Here is a 22126-nt window from a genome sequence, read left to right on the forward strand (position 1 = left end):
CAGCGTTAAACCCGTCTTAAAGGGTTAGAGCGCAAAACAGGGCTAACGCCTTATTAACCCTGTTTCCAAGTGTGCCATGCGCAAGTTTTTAACATCATTGCGATTGCCGGACTGGCGCCCCCCGCCTTTGCCGCCCAAGGTAAAGTCCGCTTTAAAGGTAATCGCGGCAGGCTCCCTCCTGACGGGGTATCTCTGCGGTATGGCCGGACTGGGCGCTTTTGCGATCGCGGCCCATGACCTGCCCGATCCCAAACGTCTCTGGGAAAACCAAAGACCTGTCAGCGTTCAGGTCGTGGATCGGCAGGGCCGGGACATACTGGTTCGCGGCGCGACGGTTGCGCCGCGCGTCGAGGTTGAGCAGCTCCCCTTTCATATCCCGCTGGTCATGCTCGCCGTCGAAGACAAGCGTTACTTCAATCATATTGGCGTGGATCCCGAAGCCCTGATCCGCGCCGTCTTCGCCAATATAAAAGCCGGAGCCTATGTGCAGGGCGGCTCGACCCTGACGCAACAGCTTTCCAAAAATGTCTTTCTGTCGCCGGATAAAACCCTCCGCCGCAAGGCGCAGGAAATGATGATGGCGGTTTGGTTGGAACGAAGCTTCACCAAGAATGAAATTCTGGAGCTTTATCTGTCCAAAGTTTATTTTGGGAGCGGGGCCTGGGGGCTGGAAGCCGCCTCCAAACGCTATTTCGACAAGCCGGCGGCTAAACTGAACCTCCCCGAAACGGCCATGCTGGCGGGCCTTCTCAAGGCCCCTTCCGCCTATAATCCCGTGAATAATCCGAAAATTGCCTCGACCCGAACAAAAGTGGTGCTCGATATTCTGAAAGAACAGAATATTATTGACGCCCAAATGCACGGGGAAGCCCTACATCACCCTATCCGCATCCATCGGCCTCAGTCGGATAATTCCGCGCAATATTTCGTGGACTGGATTTGGCCGGAGATTGAACGCGTTTTAGGGGGACCGCCCGGTCAGGACATTATCGTTCAGACGACATTGGATCTGGAAGCGCAAAATTACGCTCAAAAGGCTGTCTCCGACCATCTTGACGCCGACCGGAAAGCCGAACAGGCTGCGCTTGTCAGTCTGGACGGCACCGGCGCGGTGATTGCCATGATCGGCGGAGCGTCCTATTCCCAAAATCAATTCAACAGGGCCGTTAAAGCCGAACGGCAGCCCGGGTCGGCTTTCAAACCGTTTGTCTACCTTACCGCGATGGAAGCCGGCATTAGTCCCTGGGATATCCGGGTCGACGCGCCGATTACGCTGAAAAGTCGTGTCGATAGCTGGTCGCCGAAAAACTTCAAAAAGGAATATGCCGGAGAGATTTTAATCGAAGACGCCTTTGCCAAATCCATTAACACGGTCGCGGTCGCCCTCGCCGAAGAAGTCGGACGGGAGAATGTCATCGCAACAGCAGAGCGGTTCGGGCTTGGTCCGTTAAAGCCTCTTCGAAGTGTCTCCCTCGGCGCGCAAACCACCACCCCGCTGCAACTGACGCGGGCTTATCTGCCCTTTTCCAATTGGGGGAAAATGGCCGAGCCTTACGGCATTCTCTCTGTCTCGACCGCCGAAGGTACGCCTCTTTATGACGCTCCCCCGGCCAGTCTGACATCAATTATGGACTTGAGCCATATGGCGCAGATGAACCGTCTGATGCTTCACACCGTCGAGGCCGGAACAGGCGGAAGAGCGCGAATTCCGGGCCGGGATATTGCAGGCAAGACAGGAACCACAAATGACTTCCGGGATGCCTGGTTTGTCGGCTACCATCCTGATCTGGTGACGGGCGTCTGGGTCGGCAATGATGAAAACGCCCCGATGAAACGCGTCACAGGCGGTACGATACCGGCTGAAATCTTCCATGACTATATGCAGGGCACGTTGCAATATTGGCCGAAAGCCGAGTTAATGGCGGCCTCTCAGCCGAGCTGGCCTTCGAGACAGCTCGACAGAAAAAACCAGTCCCTCGACACGCTGCTGTCAAATATCGAAAACACTTTGCCCTAGGGCAGGATCACAGTTTTACCGCCATTGATAAAAGATCTATGCTCTGCATGGTGTTTCACGGCTTTCGCGAGGACGCGGGATTCGACGTCCCGTCCCATAGCAATGAGTTTATCCGGGGTCATGGTATGGTTCACCCTGACGACATCCTGCTCGATAATAGGCCCTTCGTCCAAATCCGCCGTCACATAGTGAGCGGTCGCGCCGATCAGCTTGACCCCTCTTTCATAGGCGCGGTGATAAGGCCTTGCGCCTTTGAAACTCGGCAGAAAAGAGTGGTGGATATTGATAATCCGGCCGGAAAAGTCCTGACAGAATTTATCCGACAGAATTTGCATATAGCGGGCGAGAACGATGAGCTCCGTTTGTGTTTCCTTGATGAAATCTCTCAAGCGGGCTTCCGCTTCATCCTTCGTCGATGCCGTCACGGGAATATAATGATAGTCTAATCCAAGCGCTTCAATAAAATCCCGGGACTTTTCATGATTGGAAACAATTCCGGTAATATCGATAGGCAAGCTATTATTTCGCCAGCGGTAAATGAGATCGTTCAGACAATGATCGAATTTGGACACCATGATTAAAGTCGGCACTTTATAACTGGCGGGAATAATCTCAGTTGTCAGGGAAAGGCTCTGGCTCACCGCCTGAATAGCTTCTTTGAATTTTTGCAATTCGGAATCGCCTATTCGAAAGGAAATACGCGAATAAAAACGTTCGGAGGACGGCGTCCCGAATTGCGCGAGTTCTGTAATGAACCCGTCATGGTCTGATAGGCAGCGCGTGAGAGCGGCGACGATACCTGTTCGATCCTCGCTCTGCGTTGTTAAGATATAGTCCGACACATCAGAGCCTAGATTTCAGACGGATAGACCGGGCGAATATCATAAGGAATATCCTCGAGCTCTCCGAGAACAATCTTGGCGGGTTCGTCAAGTTTCACATAAGTTTGCAAGAACGTTTCTGTCGCCTCGTAACTGCCGTCGCCCTGAAGGCGCACAACCTCTCCGGTCAGATCGGAAATAGATTGCTCCAGCACGTCAAAATCAAGACGGTAGCGTTCCTGATCGGGGAGCCATTCTGCCGCGCCGGTCTGCATGTAATAATTATACTGAAACGCTGCGCCCTTGGCGTGGGCTTCGGTAATCCCGAAGCGCATGGACCGGAACAGGCCTGTGAAATAGGTCGCCAAAAACGCTTCTTTTTCAGACGCCGGTAATTCGCCGCGCTCCATCATATAAAGGATATTATAGGCGCCCATAACGTCGGCTTTGCCTTCCTCAACACCGGAATAGAGCTCTTTCAGCTGCGCGCTGACGGTTGTGTCTTCGCCGTCGACGGTAATGTTGCCGGGGCCGAGGGAGTGCGACAATTCGTGGAAGAGCGTATTATAGCTCATATATTTTTTGGTCGTCAGCTGGGCCTGGTCCCGCACCAGAACGCGCTTGCCAATCGGAGCAAGAATACGGTCATATTTCGCGCCGAGGACGTTATTCAGAATAACCTTTTTTGCGCCCTTGGCTTCGCGTACCCGCTCATCATTCGGCAGGTTGAACGCAATGGTTTGGACGCCGTTTTCATTGTCTCCGCCGCCATGGACCTGGTAAGTCACGGCAATCGGAGAGGCAAAACCACGAGAAAAATTCTTATAGCTTTCGTCCACCGGTAGGTTGGCCTCCATATCGCGGAGATAGTTTTTATATTTTGCGAGAGCGGCTGATTCTTCGGGGTTTTTGATGGTCACAAAACTCTCATAAGCTGTTTTGTAACCGAACAGACCATCATCATAGACTTCATAAGGGCCAATCGCGACTTCGATATCCCCGTCGAGATCCATCCAGGCCATTTCTGATTCAAAATAATCATCGGTCAGGAAAGCCTCCGCGCGAAGATTCAGAAACCGGGTAAGGTTTTCATTTTCCGAAAGGTCTGCGGCTTCGCGCATTAATTGTGCGGCCGGTTTCAGATATTCGGCGTATTCGACGTGGTAAGGCACAGCTTTCAGGCCGCCGTCCTCTGTGCGGCGGATGACGGTGTAGCCAGACGTAAAAGCCTCTTCGTCTTCGGGATGGGCCGCAATCCAGTCCTCGAATTCCTGGCGGGTCATGTCTCTGGGGTAGAAGCCTGCGCCTTCAGGACACTCCGCCTCGCCGTAGAATACAAAGTCGCTCTCAAGGCTGTCACAGGGCCCATAATGTAGATCGAACATGGCGAGTTGGGCATCAGAGCCATTTCGCGCAATTTCCTGTCTCAGCTCAGGGTAATTCGTTCCGCGCTGTAGAAGGTAGATTTGAGAGAGGTAATCACTGGCGTCAATGAGTTTATTGACGACCGCTTTTTGAGACGTACTCAGAAAGCTTGTATCCGGATTCATCTCGACTTCGGCAAATTTTTCATATTGCGCGGCGACGTCATATTCCGTGCCGTCTTCCATCATCATTTTCGGAGCCGTCGCGCAGGACGCAATCAAAGCGGCTGTCGAGAGGGTCAGGAGGGATGATTTGAGAAGTGAAGAGCGCATGAATTTATCCTTTATCTTACTATCCGAGACCGCCTATGGCGCAAAAATGGGGAGTTATTGGGTTTAAAACCGCCCATCCCGCCTCTTATTAAAGGCATAGTAATCACAGACAGGGAGGAGGCCAAGCTTTAAAGCTGAGCGGCAATTTCTCCGGCCAGTAACTTCAGCGCATCCATATCCCCGGATTTGGCGTCGCCATGCCCCGCAAAAGCTTCGCCTTCAAATTTCGGAATGACATGGACGTGAAGATGGAAAACCGACTGCCCGGCCGGGGCGCCGTTAAACTGCGTCACGACAATACCGTCCGGATTAAAAGCTTTGTCCACGGCCTGAGCGACGCGCTGAACCGTACCAAAAAGACGCCCAATGTCTTTTGGCGCCAGCTCCAGCAGGTTTCGGACCGGGCGCTTTGGAATAATGAGGCAGTGGCCCCGCGATTGCGGGAACGCATCCATAATTATGAGTGTGTCTTTATCTTCGTGGACTTTTGCCGACGGCACTTCACCGTCAATGATTTTAGCAAAGACATTGGTCGGATCATATTCGGCGTGGAGTGTCATAGTAAATCTGTCTGTCTAAGTTTAGGGAGGGCAACAAATTTCGCGTGAAGCAATATCAAAACGATAAATGTATGAAATGAAATGGCAACGATTGAAACAGGGCCAAACATAAAAAACAAAATTACATGCAACACAATAGTTACAAAGAGTAATATGTCTGGTTTCAAAAAGTAAATTGGAAGGAATATTGCAGGATTGCCTAATCCAAAGAAAACAGTGGCCCGTCCCCAAAGTCCAAACCGCCTAATCCTCACCGGCGGATCAGCCGGTAAAGGATGACGTTTCATCTCTTTTAAGAATAGTTGGGCCTCAGCATATTCTTGCTCTGGTATCGTCAGCAACATTCCACCAAACGCCAAAAGTGAAAGATAATCATTTATACCGTGAAAATAATTATGAAACTCAACCGAGAACCCTCCAGCCTTGAGGCAGGACTGGTCAGCCAAAGCTTCTCCAATATTATTATATCTGGCAAAAATAACTGCTCTCAAAAAGATTCTCTTAAATTTTTTCCACCGTAATAATGGCCCTTAAGCCCTCTTTATAATCTCTATACTCGGGTGCCCAATCCAATTCCTGCATGGCCCGACTGTTATCCACGCGCTTGGTTTCACGATAAAAGCTGCGGGCCATTTTAGACACGCTTTCATCGTCCAATCCGACACGCGGCGGCGTTTCAACATTGATAAGTTTCGCGGCAAAATCCAGAACATCTTGCGGCGGGGCCGGATGACCATCGGCGAGATTATAAATTCTTTGCGGGTTTGGCGCATTGATCGAGGCGATTACCGCCGAGACAATATCCTCTACATGGATACGGTTTACGATATGTCCGTCTTTGATAACGGCTCGCGCCTTGCCCTGCCGGAGCTTTTCAAAAGGCGAGCGTCCAGGGCCGTAAATCCCGGCGAGCCGGAAAATATGGACGGGCCAGAGCGACTCTATCCATTCAATTTCGGCTTCGGCCCGGGCCATACCCCGTTTCAATTGCGGCGTCGGCGACTCGCCTTCAAAAACCCATTGGCCATCCCGGTCCCCATAAACACTGGTCGCAGAAAGATAGCCCACCCATTTCGCGGCGATCCGGGAGGAGTTTAAAGCGGACAATACAGGATCATAATACCCGTTCTCATCGGTAGATTTCTTGGGCGGAATAGATGAGATTATAACGTCTGCGCTTTGAAAAACCTCTTTTAACCGGGTCTGAGATAAATCTTCAGTGACCAAAGGCAGAATCCCCAGAGTTTTGAGCGTTTCCGCCTCCTCTGGGGATCGCGTGGTCCCTATGACCTTATACCCGCTCGCGGTCAAAGCAGGCGCAAGATGACGCGCGACATAGCCTGCTCCCAATAAGAGAGCCATTTTACCCTTTTTAGCTGTCTGCGAATTAATGTGCGTCGGCATTGCTGCGCCGCCCCTCCCTTTGATAAAGGCGGTCTTATGTTTCGACGCCCTTTTATTTCTATCCCATTAGTCTTATCGGCTGTGTCCGTTGTGGCAATGACCTTTGTGACGCCTTCCGCATTCGCAGGTGACCTGACGGACGCTTTTGACAAAAAACACAAAGAATGTCTGGAGCGCATCGCCGAGGATTCCGATCTTGCTTTTGAAGAAGCGATGATCTGGCGATCAGAAGGCGGCGGGCGGCGGGCCAAACATTGCGAGGCTATGGCGCTATTCGCGCTAGGTCACGAAGATGAAGCCGCAAACCGTCTGGACGAACTTGCCAAGGCCTCTGATGGCGGCACACCGGCTATGCGAGCAGATTTTTATGCCGAAGCCGCCAATTTCTGGCTTATCGCCAATGACCCGAACAAAGCTTACGCCTCGGCGAGCGCCGGTTTAAAGCTCAAGGAAAACCATACCGATTTACGGATTGCCCGCGCCCGGGCTTACAGTTTGGAAGAGCGATATGATTACGCGGAAACAGACCTGACGTCTGCGCTCGTTTTTGATCCGGAAAGCGCCGCCGCGCTGCGATACAGAGCCGATGCGCGTATGAGGCAGGACAAGCTGAAAGGCGCGCTGGAAGATATCGAAGCTTCCCTGGAGATAAACCCTGAAAGCGTGGAAACCGCCGTTCTGCGCGGACGTATCCGGGAAGCCATTCGTAAGCAGGAAGTGTCAGAGACGAAATCCGAGTCCGTTATAAAAGCTGAATAGTTTCCATATTGATTTGGTTCTTTAAGGCCGACAAAAATATTGTCACAATCAGGTCTTAAAGTGACAGGTTCAAACAGGAGACCAGAATGTTAGCTTATACAACCGTCGGCACGAATGATTATGACGCCGCCAATGAATTTTATGCTGAATTGCTCAAGCCTCTCGGGGCCAAGCAATTATGGGCCACAGATCGATTTGCCGGATATGGCCGTAAGTCCGGAGATCCCATGTTTGCTGTCTGCAAACCCTATGATGAGAACCCCGCAACGGCCGGAAACGGCACGATGATTACGCTGGGATGTCAAAATCAGGAACAAGTCAAGGAATTGCACGACAAAGCCGTTGAGCTGGGCGGAAAAAGCGAAGGTGAACCTGGGCCGCGCGGCGAAACAGGGCAATTCTACATGGCCTATATCCGCGATCTGGACGGAAATAAAATCGCGTTTTTCGCGCCCGGAAAAGTGCAGGCAGAAGCCTAGAACACCCTTATCTTTCAAATAAACAAAGGGGGCTCTCAGCCCCCTTTGTTCTAATATTTTGGAGTCTATTGGGTTTGCTGCAAATCCAGAGTCTCCAGGAAAAATTCGAGAATTTGGCGATCCCGGTGGATACGGTTTTCGGTTTTTCGAAAACCGTGTTTTTCACCCGGATACGTCATAAGACGCAGGTTCTGTTTCCCGGCCATTTGCATCGCCTCCATGAACTTGATGGAATGGCGGAAAACAACATTATCATCGGCCATACCGTGGATCAGCAAAACCGGTTCTGTCAGGCCGTCAATATGGGCGAAAACGCTGCCATCTTCATAGGCCCCTTCCGTATAGTTTTCCGACTCCGGGTCAGGACTTCCGAGATAGCGTTCTGTGTAGGCCGTGTCATAGAGTGACCAGTCTGTGACAGGCGCGCCTGCCACGCCGCTGGCATAGATATCGGTTTGGCCAAGCATATGAAGGGTCATATATCCACCGTAAGACCATCCATACACGCCCATACGATCTTCATCGATAAAGCTCTGAGCCCTAAGAAAATCTGCCCCGGCAATTTGATCTGTGACTTCTACGGTTCCCATGGCTCTGTAAAGATCATCTTCAAATTCTTTGCCGCGATTCGTGGCTCCGCGCCCGTCAATTTGAAACACGACAAAGCCGTGATGGGCTAGCATTTGAGCAAACTGGTTACGAAAATTACGTTTGACCCGCTGAACGCCCGGCCCGCCATAAACAATGGTGATACTGGCGCGTTGTTGCCCCGGTTTGAGATCAAGTGGCTTGAAAAGCATATAATCAAGCGGCGTGCCGTCTATTCCGGTTATCTGGCCAAACTCAGGTGTAATGTGGTTTTCAAGATAAGGCGCGTAAGGGTGATCTGAATCGAGCGAATTTTCATTCAGCCAAGCCAAGGGCGTTCCGTCCGCTTCAAAAGCTCGTGTCTGAGACGGTGTGTTCACGCCTGAAAATGTCCCGATAAATCGGGAGCAATCAGAATTAAATCGGGCGGAGTGCTGTCCGGGCCGGGTCGTGATCTGAGTGACAGTTCCAGAAAAAGGGGCGGCTTGGTCTTCGTTTTCGCCGTTTTCAGTGCTCTCGTTCTCACTCGCCTCGCTTTCCGGCGTCTCGTCCTCTTCCATGTCCTTTGACGTTTCAGATCCGTCAGATTGGGAAATCCTGAAAATATGTTGCTCCAGAGGTGTGTCTTGCCAACCGGAGACATAGAGATCTCCGGTGTCGCCCGCCTTGCAGAGAAGGTTGTGAACATTCATCGTCTCCGGCGTCAGGGCTTTTATTTCGCCCTCTGTGCCGATCCGGAAAATTTGACGTAAATTATTCCGCTCGGCAGACCAGAGAAGGCTGCCGTCTTTTTCGGCTCTCAGATCCGTTCCAATGTTCAACCATGTCGGCGAAGTTTCTGTATAAATTTCCTCACTCCGACCGGTCTTGATATTATAGCGGCGGAAAGTGTGGGTTTTATTGTCACGAGATAAAATGCCCGCGACGAGGGAGTCGCCGTCTTTGTCCCAGATGACACGGGTCAGATAAATATCTTCCTCCGGTCCCAAGTCGAGCCAACGTGTCTTGCCGCCTTCGGCGCTCACGACGCCCAGTTTCACTGTCGCATTGGCTGTGCCCGCAAAAGGATAACGCTGCGAAATGTTTTCTACACCGTCCGCTCCGAAATCCAGACGGTTTTCAATGGCGATTTCAGACTCATCGATCTGTGTATAGGCAACATTTTTTGCCTGAGGCGACAGCCAGAAACCGGTATTGCGATCCAGTTCTTCCTGTACGACAAAACTCGCTGTCGCATTCCGAATGGTTTCTGTTGCCCCATCTGAAAGCTGACGCTCCAGACCGCTTTTGATATCCTTGATGTAAAGCTCATTGTCCCGGACGTAAGCGACTTTCTGGCCATTCGCGCTGACCTTCGGATCCGTCTCAAACCCTTTGGTGGCCGTGACCTGCTGGCTTTCCTGCGTTTCCAGATTATAGAGATAGATGTCTCCGCCGAGTGGGAACAACAATAAATTATCTCCGACCCAGGAATAGGTGACGATCCCTTTGCCATATTCGCGGGCGCGCTCTCGGCGATTTTTTTCCTCCTCGGACAGAACTTCCGGCTCTCCCAGAATATCCGTTGAACTCACCAGAAGACGGCCTTCGCCGGTGCTCAGATCATACGCCCAAAGGTCCTGCTGTCGGGCATCGTCTTCACGCCCTTGAAGCACTGTAATAAATTCCCCATCCGGAGAAATTTTCGGGCTGGACAAGGTTTTGCCGCTCAAGGACTCGGACGCGTTGATAATTTCTGGCGTTAAATAGCCCTCCCCTGGCTCGCGCGTAATATATCGCGTTGGTCTTTGCTGGGTTTGAGCCTGTCTTGCGGCCGCTTGAAGGCTATCCTGTGTGGCTGAGGACGGGGTCGTGTCCGGCGTCTTGGGAGCGTCAGAACTGCAAGCCGTCAAGGATAAACCTGCGGCGAGGGCAACCATCAATGTCGTTCTATGTCTTGAATTGGAATTAAACGGAAAACGTCTGGATTTTGGTCGGAAAGACGACATTACAAAGCCTTGTATCAAACGGCCCCGATGGACGCGTCATAAGTGAATTATCTCCGTTAAATATCATGCAGCGGGGTCATTCAAGTTTTTCTCGCAATCATAGCCTCTCTTTTACGCAAAATTTTGCTTACTGCTTTGCATGTCTTTCGCTTTTGGATAGGGTTTCCCAATGCCGGATTTACGACCAGTCTTTTTTGTCATTGGCCTGATGATCGCCATATTGGGTTTGACAATGTTCATTCCAATGGGCGTGGATCTCGCTTTTGAAGGCCGTTCCTGGCGCGCCTTCGCTGTTTCTGGTATTTTGACCTCTTTGTTCGGCGCGGCATTATCTCTGGCAAATTACACACCCAAGCCGGATCTTCGGGCCAGAGGTGCCTTCCTGCTGACTGTGGCAAGCTGGGTGGCCCTCTCTGCCTTCTCGTCCATCCCCTTCATTATGGAGCCGGTGGGTCTATCTGTGACGGATGCGTTTTTCGAAGCCACGTCCGGCATCACAACGACAGGGGCTACAATATTGACAGGGCTGGATGACTTACCGAAGGGCGTGTTGTTGTGGCGGGCGATTTTGCAGTGGATAGGCGGCATCGGTATCGTCGTAACGGCCATGGCGGTTCTCCCCATGCTCAAAGTCGGCGGCATGCAGCTTTTCCGTCTGGAAAGCTCTGATATGGGCGAAAAAATCCTGCCCCGTGCGGCCTCAATCGCCGCGGCAATTTCTTTGATCTACCTGACTTTGACTATAACCTGCGCGATTTTTTACATGCTTGCCGGAATGAGCGGATTTGATGCTTTTGCCCATGCCATGACGACAGTGGCGACGGGCGGATATTCGACATCAGATGCGTCCATGGGCGGATTTATGGATCAAGGCGCGGATCTGGTCGGAATAGTCTTCATGATGGCAGGCGGCATCCCCTTCGGCGTCTACCTGCTCATGACGCGGGGAGATTTCAAAGCGCCGTTCAAGGATCCTCAGGTCAGAGCGTTTATAACAGTTCTTCTCAGCCTCAGCTTGATGATCACTTTTTTTCTGTGGGCCGGAACAGAGTTCGGCTCAGCCGAGAACGAAGATTTTTGGCATGCTTTAAGGCTATCCACCTTCAATACGGTCTCGATCATCACCGGGACCGGCTATGCGACGGCGAATTATTATCTTTGGGGGCCTTTTGCCGTGGCGGCGTTTTTCTGTTTCATGTTTATTGGCGGCTGTGCGGGCTCGACGGCCTGCTCCATCAAAATCTTCAGATATCAGGTCGCTTTCGAAGGGTTGCGGGCCTATCTCTTCAAAATGCCCCGTAATCACGCTGTGGCGCCGTTGCGATATGGCGGGCGGGTATTACCGGAAGCCGTCGTCTATTCCGTTCTCGGTTATTTTTTCCTCTTCTTCCTGACTTTTACTGTCACCGCGATTTTATTGTCTCTTATCGGACTTGATCCACTAACGGCATGGTCCGGCGCCGGAAGTGCTGTTGCAAATGTCGGGCCAGGTCTCGGCGAAATTATTGGCCCGGCCGGCACTTACCAACCCCTCCCCAGCAGCGCAAAATGGGTCTTAATGACCGCCATGATTATCGGGCGCCTAGAAATCGTGACAGCTCTCGTCGTGCTCAGCCCAGGATTTTGGAGAACCTGAAAAAGCCCTCAAAGTTCGCTGAGCTTGAAAACGTAATCCGTTGCGCAAAACTCGCAATTGGCTTTTATGGTCTGGTCATCTTCGGCCATATCTTCCAGCGCGTCGCGCTCAAAGCTCTTCAAGGTGTTTTCCAGACGCTCGCGAGAGCAGCGGCAGTCCCCGGAAATTTTATGCGTTTCAACAATGCGCACGCCGTCTTCGTGAAACAAACGGAAGAGCAATCTGTTCTGGGATAAATCCGGGTCAATTAATTCAGCGTCGCTTAACGTGCCAAATAAGGAGCGCGCCGTATCCCAGGCATCCTGTGTATCGCCGCGTGCCGTATCATCGGCAATCTTCTGGATCATCATGCCGCCGCCGCGCCAGTGAGGCTTTCCGCCGCTTTCCTGCACCTGACCGACGGCCAGACGGATTTCCGTCGGGATTTGTTCGGACTGTTCGAAATAATGCTGCGCGCAGTCGGAGAGGCGCTCGCCCTGAATGGCGGCCAGTCCCTGATATTGATCCATATCCGGGCCTTGGTCGATCGTCATGGAGAACGTACCGCCGCCCAACAGCGTTTCTGCGCCGGGGTTACGGTTGTCGAGCTTGGTTTCCTTCAATTTGTCCTCGTCCCAGCGGGCATAACCGCGAATGGCTCCATTGGTTGTGCAATCCGCCATTAACAGGCTCACAGCCCCGTCATTCGTGCCGTGACACTGAACGACCAAGCGCCCCTCAAATTTCAGAGCCTGAGTCACCAAGGCGCCGAGCAACATCGCTTCGCCCAATAGGCGTGCAATTTCATCCGGGTAACGGGCCTCGCCCTTTGGCCCCGTCAAGGCGTCATCAAGGGCTTTACCCAAATGGACGGCGCGGCCCCTGACAGGCTGACCGTCCAGTTGAAAAACGGTGACTTCATTGTCGGTCAACTTATCGAGTTCGGCAGTAGGTTGGTTTGTATCGGTCATGGCGCTCATGTGGGGTTTGCGCTTCCGGCTTGCAAGGGAGACTTGCGCACAGGAACGGTCAATGGATACAAAAAAGCCCCGCTGGCAAAGCGAGGCAAAAAAGGAGGGTGGGAGGTCCCTCTATCATCTTTTTCGATGGAAACGTGTTTAAGCGCTCATCTTATCCTTGGACGGGTCCCGCAAAACATAGCCGCGGCCCCAGACAGTTTCGATATAGTGATCGCCTTGCGTGGCAGAAGCCAGTTTCTTGCGAAGCTTGCAGATAAACACGTCAATGATTTTCAGTTCAGGCTCGTCCATGCCGCCATAAAGGTGGTTCAGGAACATTTCCTTGGTCAAGGTTGTGCCCTTACGCAAGGAAAGCAGTTCGAGCATTTGGTATTCTTTGCCGGTCAAGTGAACGCGGTGATCGCCGACTTCGACTGTTTTGGCATCGAGGTTCACTTTGATGTCGCCTGTTGTGATGACAGACTGGCTGTGACCTTTGGAGCGGCGAACAACGGCGTGGATACGGGCCACCAATTCATCCTTGTGGAAAGGCTTGGTCATGTAATCGTCAGCGCCAGTTCCCAGGCCGCGGACTTTCGTATCAATGTCGGATGTACCGGACAGGATAAAGATGGGTGTATTAACTTTCGCCAGACGCAACGTCTTAAGCACGTCGAAGCCCGGCATGTCGGGCAGGTTGAGATCAAGAAGGATAATATCATAGTCATAGAGTTTGCCGAGATCGACGCCCTCTTCTCCTAGGTCCGTTGTGTAAACATTGAACCCTTCTGTCTTGAGCATCAGTTCGATGCCCTGTGCCGTTGCACTGTCATCCTCAATTAAAAGTACTCGCATATTACCCTCCCAGGCGAATCATTGTCTCTTAGCCGTCGAGACATGGTTAATGGAACTCAATCGGTAAGGGAATCCCGTAAACCAAATGTTAACAGCATTAACCAATCTGTCTGAAATGTCAGAAAAGCCCCCTTTTTATGGGCGTATGGCCGTTAATAGGTCTAAATAGACGGTAAGACCTCCTAATGTTTTTTAACCCTATCCCTTCACTGAATCGCAATTCTGTTGACTTACAACACTCCTAAAGACGGTCAGGACGACAAATCACTTGATAAGTTTTGCGGATCTGACGTCACCTTCGACGTCGAAGGGTGGTGAAGATCGGTTGCGATCAAAGAGAAATATGTTGGGAGAATAAAATGGCACATTCTATGGACAAGTCTGTCCAGAAAACGCGATTTGCAATTTCGGAGCTACAGAAACGTATTAGCGTTTTAGAAGCTACTCGAGAAGACCTGGAACGTCAGATCCGCAAGCTAAATGATAGCGTCCCGGAAGACAGTGTGGATCCAAACGCGCAAAAGGAAGGGTATGTCGCGTATGGCTCTTATGCCAGTTCAGTCATCGCCCGGAAAGAAAACCTCCGTCGTTCTCTGGATGATATCCTCGACCAGACCAGCGACCTGTCTGAAGATCTTCGCATTGCCATGGACTCGCTGGACAGCTTTGAGCGCGTGCGCGCCCGCCGCCTCGCTGAAAAAGCAGAGAAAGCGATGAAGCGCCGCGCCGGATAATGAAAATTCAACGTATCTAAGAAATAAATCACGCATTGATTTTAAACCCGCCATTTATGTGGCGGGTTTTTTTATGGGATAAAGAGACATAAGCAGGAAGTAAGAAAGCAAGTCTTCCTCTAAAATTATTAACTCTCAACTCTGTCTCCGTCTCCGTCTCCCCCAATCATTTATTTTGAGATGTTTTTATTCCTCACAACCAAGGGGCGGTTGGATAAGAAGGCCCTCTTTAGTTAGAGGTAACCACAAGAGATAGTTTTTCTCTCTTTACCGCATATGAAAAAGCCTTGGCGAAGACATCTCGTCCTCGTCAAGGCTTTAGCCCCATCATCGTCTCACCTCGTGAGATCAGCCCTTTGCCCCAAAAGGAGTGTGGGGGTTCGGTTCAAACCGCTTTCTTAGAAGCGGTAGCGGCCGCGTAGCATAACCGGGATAGTGGTCCGTCCCCGGCTGTTATTCGTGCCCGCGATCGGCGAGCTGCCAGAAAGTGCTTCGGAGCTGTCGAGCGCCTGCGTATACCGGACACCTGTTTCGATACCGATTGTTGAATAACGCGTCAGAGGCGTTTCTACACCGATGAGACCGGCGGCAGAGCCAACCCAGCCGCTGTCGTAAAAACGTGTATTATATGTCGGCGCGGCGGCGCCGTTCACTGTCGCATTCTCTACAGAGATATCATCAATGTAAGTTGCGCCGAGACGTCCCTCTACATAAGGACGGACGCTGTTGAGGATGAGACCCGGGCGCGGTTTGAAATATTGGCGCAGACCAATTTCTCCGCCATAGGATTCATAGTCAGACAATGAGGCGCGAAGATTCTGACCTGTTGAAACCTGTCCCCAATCCTGGACGCCGGCGCTGTCTGCTTTTTCAACAAAAGCCGTCGCCGTCACTTTCCGGTTTGGATTTACGGCATAAGATCCGCCCAGTTCAGCGCGGTAGCCAGTGTCGTACATATCGTTCCAGGACAGATTATTTATGTCTTTGCCGGCAATCTGATGCGCTTTACTACCTGTCACAGCGTCGCCGTCGACAGGGAATGCAGGGCCAATACCACCTTCGATATTCCAGCGGGCCAGACATTGATGGCTCTGGCAGGCTTTAGGCTGAGGTGCATAGTGGGTATTATGTCCGTAATATCCATTATGTGCCTGATAATTCGCGTGAGGGTTGTGGCCGCCAAAGCCAAGAAAGGAACAGCCTGAAAGGGCTATTGTTGCTGCGCCGAGAAGTAATATCCGCATCGTTTTCATCCCTGTGTTTCAATCTGGCACAATTGCCGGACACATCCGTGTGTTGCGTTCTGGTATTGCAACTACAATACCAGTCTGAATATTCTGCTTGGAAACATGGTTTATCAGACGTTAAGATCGGTCCCCAAAAAAAAGCCCGGTGAAAAACCGGGCTTTTAGCATTCCTGTAAAGTGTTTTTTAGAAGCTGACGCGTCCGCGCAATTTGACCGGAACCTGCCAACGATCATCAGACGGGACATTCGTGTCCAGATCATCTGTCCAGCGTATGCCGGTCTCGACACCAATCGCAGTGCGCGCGCCGACCTGATATTCTGCCCCAATCACGCCTGCCGCCGTTGGAGCCCAGCCGCCTTCGATATATTGTTGTGTTTCAGTTCCGCCGGCTCCGCCGTTAAATGCCTGAGACGTTTGCGTTAAGGTTATATCATTTGTGTGTGTAAACCCACCGCTCACGCCGAGATAAGGACGTAGTCCCGTAAGACCATTATTGAAGCCGCCGACATATTTTCGAATGCCGCCTTCAACCGTATATTGCTCCATATCCGACAGACGACCTGTTATCGGCGCTGTCACGCCGTTCTCTGTCGCGTCTCCAAGTGAGAAATCTTTTCCATCTGCTTCTGAATAACCGACCCGCGCCAGAACGGTTGTGGAGGGATTAAGGTCATATGTGGCGGCCACATCATAACTTACGCCATTTTCAAAGGCGTCTTTATAGCTGATGGCCGGAGTTGCGGAAACCATACGGTTTGGATCGGGCTGACCATTTTCGTCCAGAGCCGGTCCCGGGCCTTTTCCTCTGAAAAGGTCTCCATCAATATCGAAACGCGTCCCTATCCCGGCTTCGAGACCGAAAGGTAGGGCCGCACTGCCATGAAATTGCTCCTGATATCCACAGCAGGCGCTTTCAACGCGAACGGGCGGTTGATAGTCACAACACACGCCATTGGCTGCATAAGGCTGCGGTACATAGATTGGCGCGCCCTGAATATTCTGAACATAGGCCCCATTTACATATTGACCGTCAGATAGCTGGGTTCCGACAACGTTTTGGCCATAAGCACTGCCCTGACCATATGCCCCTTGCACCTGGGCGCCTTGTCCATAAGTCCCTTGTCCGTAGGAGCCTTGCCCGTATGCGGCTTGCCCTTGAGCGTATCCACTTTGGCCATAGCCCTGTTGAGCATATCCCCCAATGGAAGCCCCATATCCAGCTTGGGCATATTGGGTCTGGCCATAGCCTGCCTGGGCATATTGCCCTTGTCCGTAACCGGCCTGGCTATAGTTTGCTTGTCCGTATTGAGTTTGGCCATAACCCGCATACCCATTTGTGGGGACACATCCCTGCGCGGCGTAGCTGGCAGTATAGCCATATCCTTGTGATATGGGCGCGCAGTCAACGCCGTAAGCGCCGCCAGCATATCCGTAATCTACTTGATGACCGCCTGAGCCGAGCCATGAACAGCCTGATAATACTACAGCAGATAATGCGCAAATTGTGAGCCGCATGTCGGTCTCCCTCTTCCCAAAACTGGTTTTGTTCTGTCCCACTTTAAAACAGCTTATGCTTAAGAAAGGGTTTTCAAATCGGAAACAAAGTCTTAATTTTTCAATTATTTACAAGGTTAATTGCGGCCAATGACCGTATTTGGTTAGAAGTTGTAGCTGCCGCGAATTGTCAGCGGAACGGCAATATTTGTATCGCCCTTTTCATCATTTGTGTATTTCCGCGCACCTTCAAACCGAAGTCCGGTTTCAAAAGCCAGTCCGACTTTCGGGGTTACTTGCCACTCAACGCCAGCATTAAGCTGACCCGACGGCACCCACTGACTGTCATACAGTTCGACCCGCGTTTCATTGCCGTCAATGTTGTAAAACTGCGTGTCTTCTCCGTCAGGATTATTAAAGGCCTGTTCGTATGATCTCTGACGCTGATCTGTAGTGTAGGATACCGCATTGTAATGCGACGCCCCTACGGAGGCTCCCACAAAAGGTGTGACAGTATTCAGCCCGCCTGACTTGTTTAATGAGTTGAAATAATGACGCCCGCCGACTTCTAAGTCGTAACGCTTCATGTCGGAAAAATCTGCCGAGAAACGAGCAATCTCTTCGTCAGGCACGAAGGCCGCACTTCCGACAGGCGCTCCAAGAGGGGTGCCGTCATCTTCAAATTCCTGCGTCACGGTATCCTCGTAAATCGTTGCATTTACGGTTCCGACTGTTCCGGTTTTACCTTCCGAGCTGGTGTAACCAGCGCTGGCAAAAAGAGTGTTTCTCTTTGACACGATAAATTCGCCGCCGATTGCGACGCGCGTGGGGGTTGACCAAGCATCATCGAAAGAGACTGTCGGTTCATGCACGCTATCGAAAAGTGCTCCGCTACTTCTATCTCTTGGTCCTGCGGTATAGGTTGTGGTCGTGACAGATCCACCAGAGACGGAGCCCTCTATCCGGCCTTCGTTAAACTCATTCGGGTCATAACCGAAAGTCGGGTTTGTCGGATTGCCGGTTTCCGGGTTTGTCGGAAAGGTGGCATAATCCAGCACATCCCCCTGAAAGCTTTTCTCCGCGCCAAGGCTTAAAGAGCCGCGAAATTTAGGCTTGCGGAGCTGCGGAGCGCGAGCCTGATAGTTTGCGCCTTGGTGGGCCGCAGATCCGACATGGGAACCATATCCGCCCGTCGTATAACTGGGCTGTCCGAATTGCGGCTCTTGCGGAAATCCGTTTGTCGCCCCGTATTGAGAGGTCGCAACAGTCACGGCGGCCGGATCACATCCTTGGGGAACAGCTGAACGTGCCGTGTAAACCTGGCAGGGATCATAAGCGCTTTGCGCCTGATAGGCTCCATAATGACCCTTTTGGCCATATGAGCTCTGTTTATGATGAGAGCTTCCTGTCAGCCCTCCCAACCAAGAACAGCCTGACAAAGCAAGCGCTGACACTGCACATATAACAAGACGCATGAAACATCCCCCTCAAATACAGGCTCCCGAAAAAAGACGGAATCCTGACTATGGTTAATGAAGCAATGCCCTGTTTTGCTTAACAAGCCGTTTAAGAGATGGATTTTTTAGCGGTTATTTAATCAAACCTTACAGCAGGTCTTTCACATTTTCCGGTGGCCGGCCCATGATCGCTTTCTTTCCGCGGACAACGATAGGGCGTTCCAGAAGTTTGGGATTATCAACAATGGCCTGAAGCAGGGTTGCCGGGTCCGTCTCGTTTTTGAGGCCCATTTCTTTATAAACGGCTTCGCCTTTACGCATGATATCCTGTGGATCGCCAACGCCTAGCCGAGTCATGAGGGTCTGAATATCTGACGCGCTCAGCGGATCTTCGAGATATTTCACAACAGTGGGTTCATAACCGGCCTCTTCAATCAGGGCCAATGTCTGCCGAGATTTGGAACAACGCGGATTGTGGTAGATGGTAATTTCCATGGAGAGCCTCGTGATGTCAGATGCGTGTTGATTTCACCCCCTCATAACGTCATGACGGGATAATGAAAACGGTTTTGGTAATATCCTCTTTTGTGGCGAGCAGTCGAGTCGGCGCCACCGCCAGCGCCTTCTGCTTGCGGCGGCTAGGCATTGAGACCGTGGTTTTGCCAACCACGCTGATGGGGCGGCACCCCGGATGGGGGCCGCCCGGCGGCGGTCCGACACAGCTTGCCCAACTCGAAGACATGTGGGACGCCATCAAGAAACAGGGCATTAAATTCGACGGCGTCCTCTCAGGATATATGGGGCATATTGATCATGTCGGATTGAGCGCGCGTATCATCGGCGATATCAAAGCGGATAATCCAGACGCCAGAATTCTGATTGACCCGGTTCTCGGCGATAACGGCGCGCTTTATATACCCCAAGACCGCGCGCAATCAATCCGAACGAAGCTCCTCCCCCTGGCCGACATTTTGACGCCAAATGTCTGGGAATTATCTTATCTGACAGGAGAAAACCCTGACAGCGTCAAAGCGATTGCAAAGTCCGCGAAAGCCTGGACCGCCGATGTCCTTGTCACCTCTGTCCCCATCCAGGCCGAGATTGGCGCCCTATTGGTCACACCCGAAGAGATCTCACTCGTCCAGCACAGAAAGTTTGATAAAGTTCCTCATGGCGGCGGAGACGCCTTGGCTGCAACTTATCTGGCACATAATCTTCTGGGTTTATCGCCCTGCCAAGCCTTGGAACTTTCTGTTTCCTCGATATTTGATGTCATGTCTGCCGCTATTAAGCTGGAGACAGGCGAGCTTCCGCTCGTACGTAAACAAGACGCGCTCATTGAGGCGTCGCCCCTTAAGAGTAAAAAGATAGACTTATGAGCGAAACGCCTTTTGATATATTTTCCATTGAGGGTCTGCAGCCTGCAGTCGACGCTTTTAAAACCAATTTCAAGGAAACAGATGAAATTGGCGCCCAATTCTGTCTGATGAAAAACGGGGAAACCTTACTTGACCTGAAAGGCGGTTGGAGTGACCGTCAGAAAACCCTGCCGGTTCAGGACGATACTCTGTTCAGTGTTTTCTCTTCCGGGAAAGCCGTTGCCGCTCTGGTCATCGCCTGGCTCGCCGAGGAAGACCGGCTCGGATATGAACAACCTGTTTCCACGCTCTGGCCTGACTTTGCCCAACACGGCAAAGGAGACCTGACGATTGCGCAGATGATGTCCCATCAGTCCGGACTGCCAGGGATTTCCGATATGGGCTGGAGTCCGGAGGATTGGTTTGACTGGGAGAAAACGGTCAAAACACTTGCGGCGCAAAAACCGATTTTTGAGCCCGGAACGCAAACCGGATACCACCCGGTGACTTATGGTTTTCTCGCCGGAGAGATCGCCCGACTTGCAGATGAACCTCAGCGCCACCTTGGCCGGATTTTACGCGAAGAACTGGCAGAGCCTTGCGGCGCGGATGTCTGGATTGGTTTGCCCGCGAGCGAGCATGAACGGTGCGCTCAGATTGCCAAGCCGAAAGCGATGGCTGACCTCGGCGAAATGAACGCGGCAACAAAAGCCGCCTTTATGAGCAAAGCCGCCTCTCCGGGCGGCAAAGGAGCCGCCGCCTGGCGCGAGGCACAGCTGGCCGGGTCGAACTGTCATGCAACCGCCAAAGGTCTTGCCACTTTAATGCAGATCGCCGTCAATGGCCGCTGCGGAGACACAGCTGTACTCAGCGAAGATATTCTGTCCGCCTTTCGACAAAAACGTATAGGCGGAGACGATCTTGTCCTTCCGTTTGAGATTAATTTCGCCGCCGGGGTCATGCTTAATACGCCCAATTATTTTTACGGCCCCAGTGACGAGACTGTCGGGCATAGCGGCTGGGGAGGATCCTGTCTGTTTGCGGACCCCAAAACCGGACTTCACGGCGCTTATGTCATGAACCGCCAGCATAACACATTGCTCGGAGACGAGCGCCCCCGCCGTCTTATCGACGCTGCCTATGATGCTTTAGGATTATCAAAATGAGTGACAAGATATTAGAGCGCCTCTGGGAAATGGGGCCTACATTTATTTCCGGAACGCCTCACGCTGAAAAACTCGGAATGAAATTCGTTGCGGTCGATAAGGGACGGGCCACCATGTCTCTGCCCTATAATAAAGACCTGATCGGCGATACAAACACAGGCGTCCTGCATGGCGGCGCAGTTACGACTTTGTTGGACCAGGCGTCCGGACTAGCGGCGCTGGCGGGATTCGAAACCCTTGGCGCGACCGCCACTTTATCGCTTCGGATTGATTATATGCGCGCGGCCACGCCGGAAAAAACCATCATCGCCCAAGCCCATTGCTATAAAGCCACAAAACATGTCGCCTTTATTCGGGCCGTCGCCCATGACGGTGATGAAGATGACCCGGTCGCAACAGCGCAAGCCTGTTTCATGGCGACCGGCCCGCGCATCAAAGCGGAGGATATCAAATGAGCCGCCCTCAAAACGCCCCAAAGAACTCAGCTGACCCGTCCAAGTCCCACCCGGATGTTCGAGAGCTTCTGGAGTCCATTCCCTACGCCCAGACCCTGGGGGTGAGGCCTTTCTTCATGGGCGAGGAATTCACGCTAATTCTGCCTTATAAACTGGATAACATTGGCAATCCGACCCTGCCCGCCCTTCATGGGGGCGGGATTGGAGGCTTTATGGAAGTTTGCGCGATTGCGCAGCTCATAATGGGGAGTCAGGCTGAAACTTTTCCAAAACCGATAGGGATCAGTATTGATTATTTGCGCCGCGGCAAACCGATCGAAACCTATGCCCGCGCGGATATATTTAAACAGGGCAGCCGTGTTGCAAATGTCCGCGTCCGGGCCTGGCAGGAAAGCTATGATGCGCCTATTGCAACCCTCCATGGCCATTTCCTGACGGCAGCCGGATAGAATTTAAAGTCTTTACGCCAAGC

General features: G+C 52.0%; 21 protein-coding genes. 9 read left to right on the forward strand and 12 right to left on the reverse strand.

Translation table 11 applies throughout. The annotated features are described in order from the left end of the window. Positions 1–76: 76 nt before the first annotated feature. Complete coding sequence (locus tag ACN0IC_RS07275) at positions 77–2017, forward strand: transglycosylase domain-containing protein (protein ID WP_416878106.1); 1941 nt, start codon at positions 77–79, stop codon at positions 2015–2017. Here the strand turns inward: ACN0IC_RS07275 and purU are convergent. The 5 genes from purU to ACN0IC_RS07300 form a co-directional block, all read right to left on the reverse strand. Next, positions 2014–2859 carry a formyltetrahydrofolate deformylase gene (gene purU / locus ACN0IC_RS07280; RefSeq protein WP_416878107.1) on the reverse strand — a complete coding sequence of 282 codons (846 nt, stop codon included), beginning with the start codon at positions 2857–2859 and terminating at the stop codon, positions 2014–2016. The genes ACN0IC_RS07275 and purU overlap by 4 nt on opposite strands. An 8-nt stretch (positions 2860–2867) precedes the next feature. Beyond that, on the reverse strand, positions 2868–4535 hold the full coding sequence (locus tag ACN0IC_RS07285; protein WP_416878108.1) for a dipeptidyl-peptidase 3 family protein: 1668 nt from the start codon (positions 4533–4535) through the stop codon (positions 2868–2870). A gap of 128 nt (positions 4536–4663) precedes the next feature. Beyond that, the gene (locus tag ACN0IC_RS07290) at positions 4664–5095 is read right to left on the reverse strand and encodes an HIT family protein (RefSeq protein ID WP_416878109.1); all 432 of its coding nucleotides are present in this window, start codon (positions 5093–5095) and stop codon (positions 4664–4666) included. Continuing rightward, positions 5092–5586, reverse strand: a complete 495-nt coding sequence (locus ACN0IC_RS07295; RefSeq protein WP_416878110.1) for a hypothetical protein — start codon at positions 5584–5586, stop codon at positions 5092–5094. Before ACN0IC_RS07295 ends, ACN0IC_RS07290 begins: the two co-directional genes overlap by 4 nt. Before the next feature lie 10 nt (positions 5587–5596). Further along, positions 5597–6499: an SDR family oxidoreductase gene (locus ACN0IC_RS07300; RefSeq protein WP_416878111.1), complete on the reverse strand. Its 903-nt coding sequence runs from the start codon at positions 6497–6499 to the stop codon at positions 5597–5599. Between the two features lie 36 nt (positions 6500–6535). Here ACN0IC_RS07300 and ACN0IC_RS07305 point away from each other — a divergent pair, with 36 nt between their 5' ends. Both ACN0IC_RS07305 and ACN0IC_RS07310 read left to right on the forward strand, forming a co-directional pair. After that, positions 6536–7258, forward strand: coding sequence for a hypothetical protein (locus tag ACN0IC_RS07305; RefSeq protein ID WP_416878112.1), 723 nt, complete (start codon positions 6536–6538; stop codon positions 7256–7258). An 86-nt stretch (positions 7259–7344) separates the two neighbouring features. After that, positions 7345–7737 carry a VOC family protein gene (locus tag ACN0IC_RS07310; protein WP_416878113.1) on the forward strand — a complete coding sequence of 131 codons (393 nt, stop codon included), beginning with the start codon at positions 7345–7347 and terminating at the stop codon, positions 7735–7737. Between the two features lie 65 nt (positions 7738–7802). Here the strand turns inward: ACN0IC_RS07310 and ACN0IC_RS07315 are convergent, their stop codons facing one another. Then, positions 7803–10313, reverse strand: a complete 2511-nt coding sequence (locus ACN0IC_RS07315; RefSeq protein ID WP_416878114.1) for a DPP IV N-terminal domain-containing protein — start codon at positions 10311–10313, stop codon at positions 7803–7805. A 169-nt stretch (positions 10314–10482) separates the two neighbouring features. Here ACN0IC_RS07315 and ACN0IC_RS07320 point away from each other — a divergent pair, with 169 nt between their 5' ends. Continuing rightward, the gene (locus ACN0IC_RS07320) at positions 10483–11949 is read left to right on the forward strand and encodes a TrkH family potassium uptake protein (protein ID WP_416878115.1); all 1467 of its coding nucleotides are present in this window, start codon (positions 10483–10485) and stop codon (positions 11947–11949) included. An 8-nt stretch (positions 11950–11957) separates the two neighbouring features. On the opposite strand, the gene ACN0IC_RS07325 is transcribed toward ACN0IC_RS07320, so the two are convergent. Together ACN0IC_RS07325 and ctrA are read right to left on the reverse strand one after the other, a co-directional pair. Beyond that, positions 11958–12899 (reverse strand): Hsp33 family molecular chaperone HslO, encoded by a 942-nt coding sequence (locus ACN0IC_RS07325; protein ID WP_416878116.1) that lies wholly within the window; start codon positions 12897–12899, stop codon positions 11958–11960. Positions 12900–13046: 147 nt separating this feature from the next. Continuing rightward, positions 13047–13742 (reverse strand): response regulator transcription factor CtrA, encoded by a 696-nt coding sequence (ctrA, locus tag ACN0IC_RS07330; RefSeq protein ID WP_416878117.1) that lies wholly within the window; start codon positions 13740–13742, stop codon positions 13047–13049. Between the two features lie 359 nt (positions 13743–14101). Here ctrA and ACN0IC_RS07335 point away from each other — a divergent pair, with 359 nt between their 5' ends. After that, positions 14102–14476, forward strand: coding sequence for a flagellar export protein FliJ (locus tag ACN0IC_RS07335; protein WP_416878118.1), 375 nt, complete (start codon positions 14102–14104; stop codon positions 14474–14476). Positions 14477–14874: 398 nt separating this feature from the next. On the opposite strand, the gene ACN0IC_RS07340 is transcribed toward ACN0IC_RS07335, so the two are convergent. The 4 genes from ACN0IC_RS07340 to arsC form a co-directional block, all read right to left on the reverse strand. Further along, on the reverse strand, positions 14875–15720 hold the full coding sequence (locus tag ACN0IC_RS07340) for a hypothetical protein (protein ID WP_416878119.1): 846 nt from the start codon (positions 15718–15720) through the stop codon (positions 14875–14877). A gap of 187 nt (positions 15721–15907) precedes the next feature. Beyond that, entirely contained in the window at positions 15908–17239 is a 1332-nt protein-coding gene (locus ACN0IC_RS07345; protein ID WP_416878120.1) for a hypothetical protein, read from the reverse strand. A 143-nt stretch (positions 17240–17382) separates the two neighbouring features. Then, positions 17383–18693, reverse strand: coding sequence for a hypothetical protein (locus ACN0IC_RS07350; protein ID WP_416878121.1), 1311 nt, complete (start codon positions 18691–18693; stop codon positions 17383–17385). A gap of 129 nt (positions 18694–18822) precedes the next feature. Next, complete coding sequence (gene arsC, locus ACN0IC_RS07355; protein WP_416878122.1) at positions 18823–19170, reverse strand: arsenate reductase (glutaredoxin); 348 nt, start codon at positions 19168–19170, stop codon at positions 18823–18825. Between the two features lie 62 nt (positions 19171–19232). Here arsC and ACN0IC_RS07360 point away from each other — a divergent pair, with 62 nt between their 5' ends. The 4 genes from ACN0IC_RS07360 to ACN0IC_RS07375 are packed head-to-tail and all read left to right on the forward strand — an operon-like array spanning position 19233 to position 22103. Continuing rightward, positions 19233–20054 carry a bifunctional hydroxymethylpyrimidine kinase/phosphomethylpyrimidine kinase gene (locus tag ACN0IC_RS07360; protein ID WP_416878123.1) on the forward strand — a complete coding sequence of 274 codons (822 nt, stop codon included), beginning with the start codon at positions 19233–19235 and terminating at the stop codon, positions 20052–20054. Next, positions 20051–21199 carry a serine hydrolase domain-containing protein gene (locus tag ACN0IC_RS07365; protein ID WP_416878124.1) on the forward strand — a complete coding sequence of 383 codons (1149 nt, stop codon included), beginning with the start codon at positions 20051–20053 and terminating at the stop codon, positions 21197–21199. The genes ACN0IC_RS07360 and ACN0IC_RS07365 overlap by 4 nt, the downstream gene beginning before the upstream one ends. Next, the gene (locus ACN0IC_RS07370) at positions 21196–21654 is read left to right on the forward strand and encodes a PaaI family thioesterase (RefSeq protein WP_416878125.1); all 459 of its coding nucleotides are present in this window, start codon (positions 21196–21198) and stop codon (positions 21652–21654) included. The genes ACN0IC_RS07365 and ACN0IC_RS07370 overlap by 4 nt, the downstream gene beginning before the upstream one ends. Continuing rightward, positions 21651–22103 (forward strand): PaaI family thioesterase, encoded by a 453-nt coding sequence (locus ACN0IC_RS07375; RefSeq protein WP_416878126.1) that lies wholly within the window; start codon positions 21651–21653, stop codon positions 22101–22103. The genes ACN0IC_RS07370 and ACN0IC_RS07375 overlap by 4 nt, the downstream gene beginning before the upstream one ends. The last annotated feature ends 23 nt before the right edge of the window (positions 22104–22126 follow it).

Origin of the sequence: Litorimonas sp. (assembly GCA_029936425.1) — a bacterium.
GTDB lineage: Bacteria > Pseudomonadota > Alphaproteobacteria > Caulobacterales > Maricaulaceae > Litorimonas.

Coding starts and splice junctions, on each gene's coding strand:
- ACN0IC_RS07365 (WP_416878124.1), top strand. CDS start 20,051: ATGAGCGAAACGCCTTTTGATATATTTTCCATTGAGGGTCTGCAGCCT.
- ACN0IC_RS07335 (WP_416878118.1), top strand. CDS start 14,102: ATGGCACATTCTATGGACAAGTCTGTCCAGAAAACGCGATTTGCAATT.
- ACN0IC_RS07300 (WP_416878111.1), bottom strand. CDS start 6,499: ATGCCGACGCACATTAATTCGCAGACAGCTAAAAAGGGTAAAATGGCT.
- ACN0IC_RS07310 (WP_416878113.1), top strand. CDS start 7,345: ATGTTAGCTTATACAACCGTCGGCACGAATGATTATGACGCCGCCAAT.
- ACN0IC_RS07370 (WP_416878125.1), top strand. CDS start 21,196: ATGAGTGACAAGATATTAGAGCGCCTCTGGGAAATGGGGCCTACATTT.
- ACN0IC_RS07375 (WP_416878126.1), top strand. CDS start 21,651: ATGAGCCGCCCTCAAAACGCCCCAAAGAACTCAGCTGACCCGTCCAAG.
- ACN0IC_RS07350 (WP_416878121.1), bottom strand. CDS start 18,693: ATGCGTCTTGTTATATGTGCAGTGTCAGCGCTTGCTTTGTCAGGCTGT.
- ctrA (WP_416878117.1), bottom strand. CDS start 13,742: ATGCGAGTACTTTTAATTGAGGATGACAGTGCAACGGCACAGGGCATC.
- ACN0IC_RS07290 (WP_416878109.1), bottom strand. CDS start 5,095: ATGACACTCCACGCCGAATATGATCCGACCAATGTCTTTGCTAAAATC.
- ACN0IC_RS07340 (WP_416878119.1), bottom strand. CDS start 15,720: ATGCGGATATTACTTCTCGGCGCAGCAACAATAGCCCTTTCAGGCTGT.
- ACN0IC_RS07285 (WP_416878108.1), bottom strand. CDS start 4,535: ATGCGCTCTTCACTTCTCAAATCATCCCTCCTGACCCTCTCGACAGCC.
- ACN0IC_RS07275 (WP_416878106.1), top strand. CDS start 77: ATGCGCAAGTTTTTAACATCATTGCGATTGCCGGACTGGCGCCCCCCG.
- ACN0IC_RS07305 (WP_416878112.1), top strand. CDS start 6,536: ATGTTTCGACGCCCTTTTATTTCTATCCCATTAGTCTTATCGGCTGTG.
- arsC (WP_416878122.1), bottom strand. CDS start 19,170: ATGGAAATTACCATCTACCACAATCCGCGTTGTTCCAAATCTCGGCAG.
- ACN0IC_RS07315 (WP_416878114.1), bottom strand. CDS start 10,313: ATGTCGTCTTTCCGACCAAAATCCAGACGTTTTCCGTTTAATTCCAAT.
- ACN0IC_RS07320 (WP_416878115.1), top strand. CDS start 10,483: ATGCCGGATTTACGACCAGTCTTTTTTGTCATTGGCCTGATGATCGCC.
- ACN0IC_RS07325 (WP_416878116.1), bottom strand. CDS start 12,899: ATGACCGATACAAACCAACCTACTGCCGAACTCGATAAGTTGACCGAC.
- ACN0IC_RS07345 (WP_416878120.1), bottom strand. CDS start 17,239: ATGCGGCTCACAATTTGCGCATTATCTGCTGTAGTATTATCAGGCTGT.
- ACN0IC_RS07360 (WP_416878123.1), top strand. CDS start 19,233: ATGAAAACGGTTTTGGTAATATCCTCTTTTGTGGCGAGCAGTCGAGTC.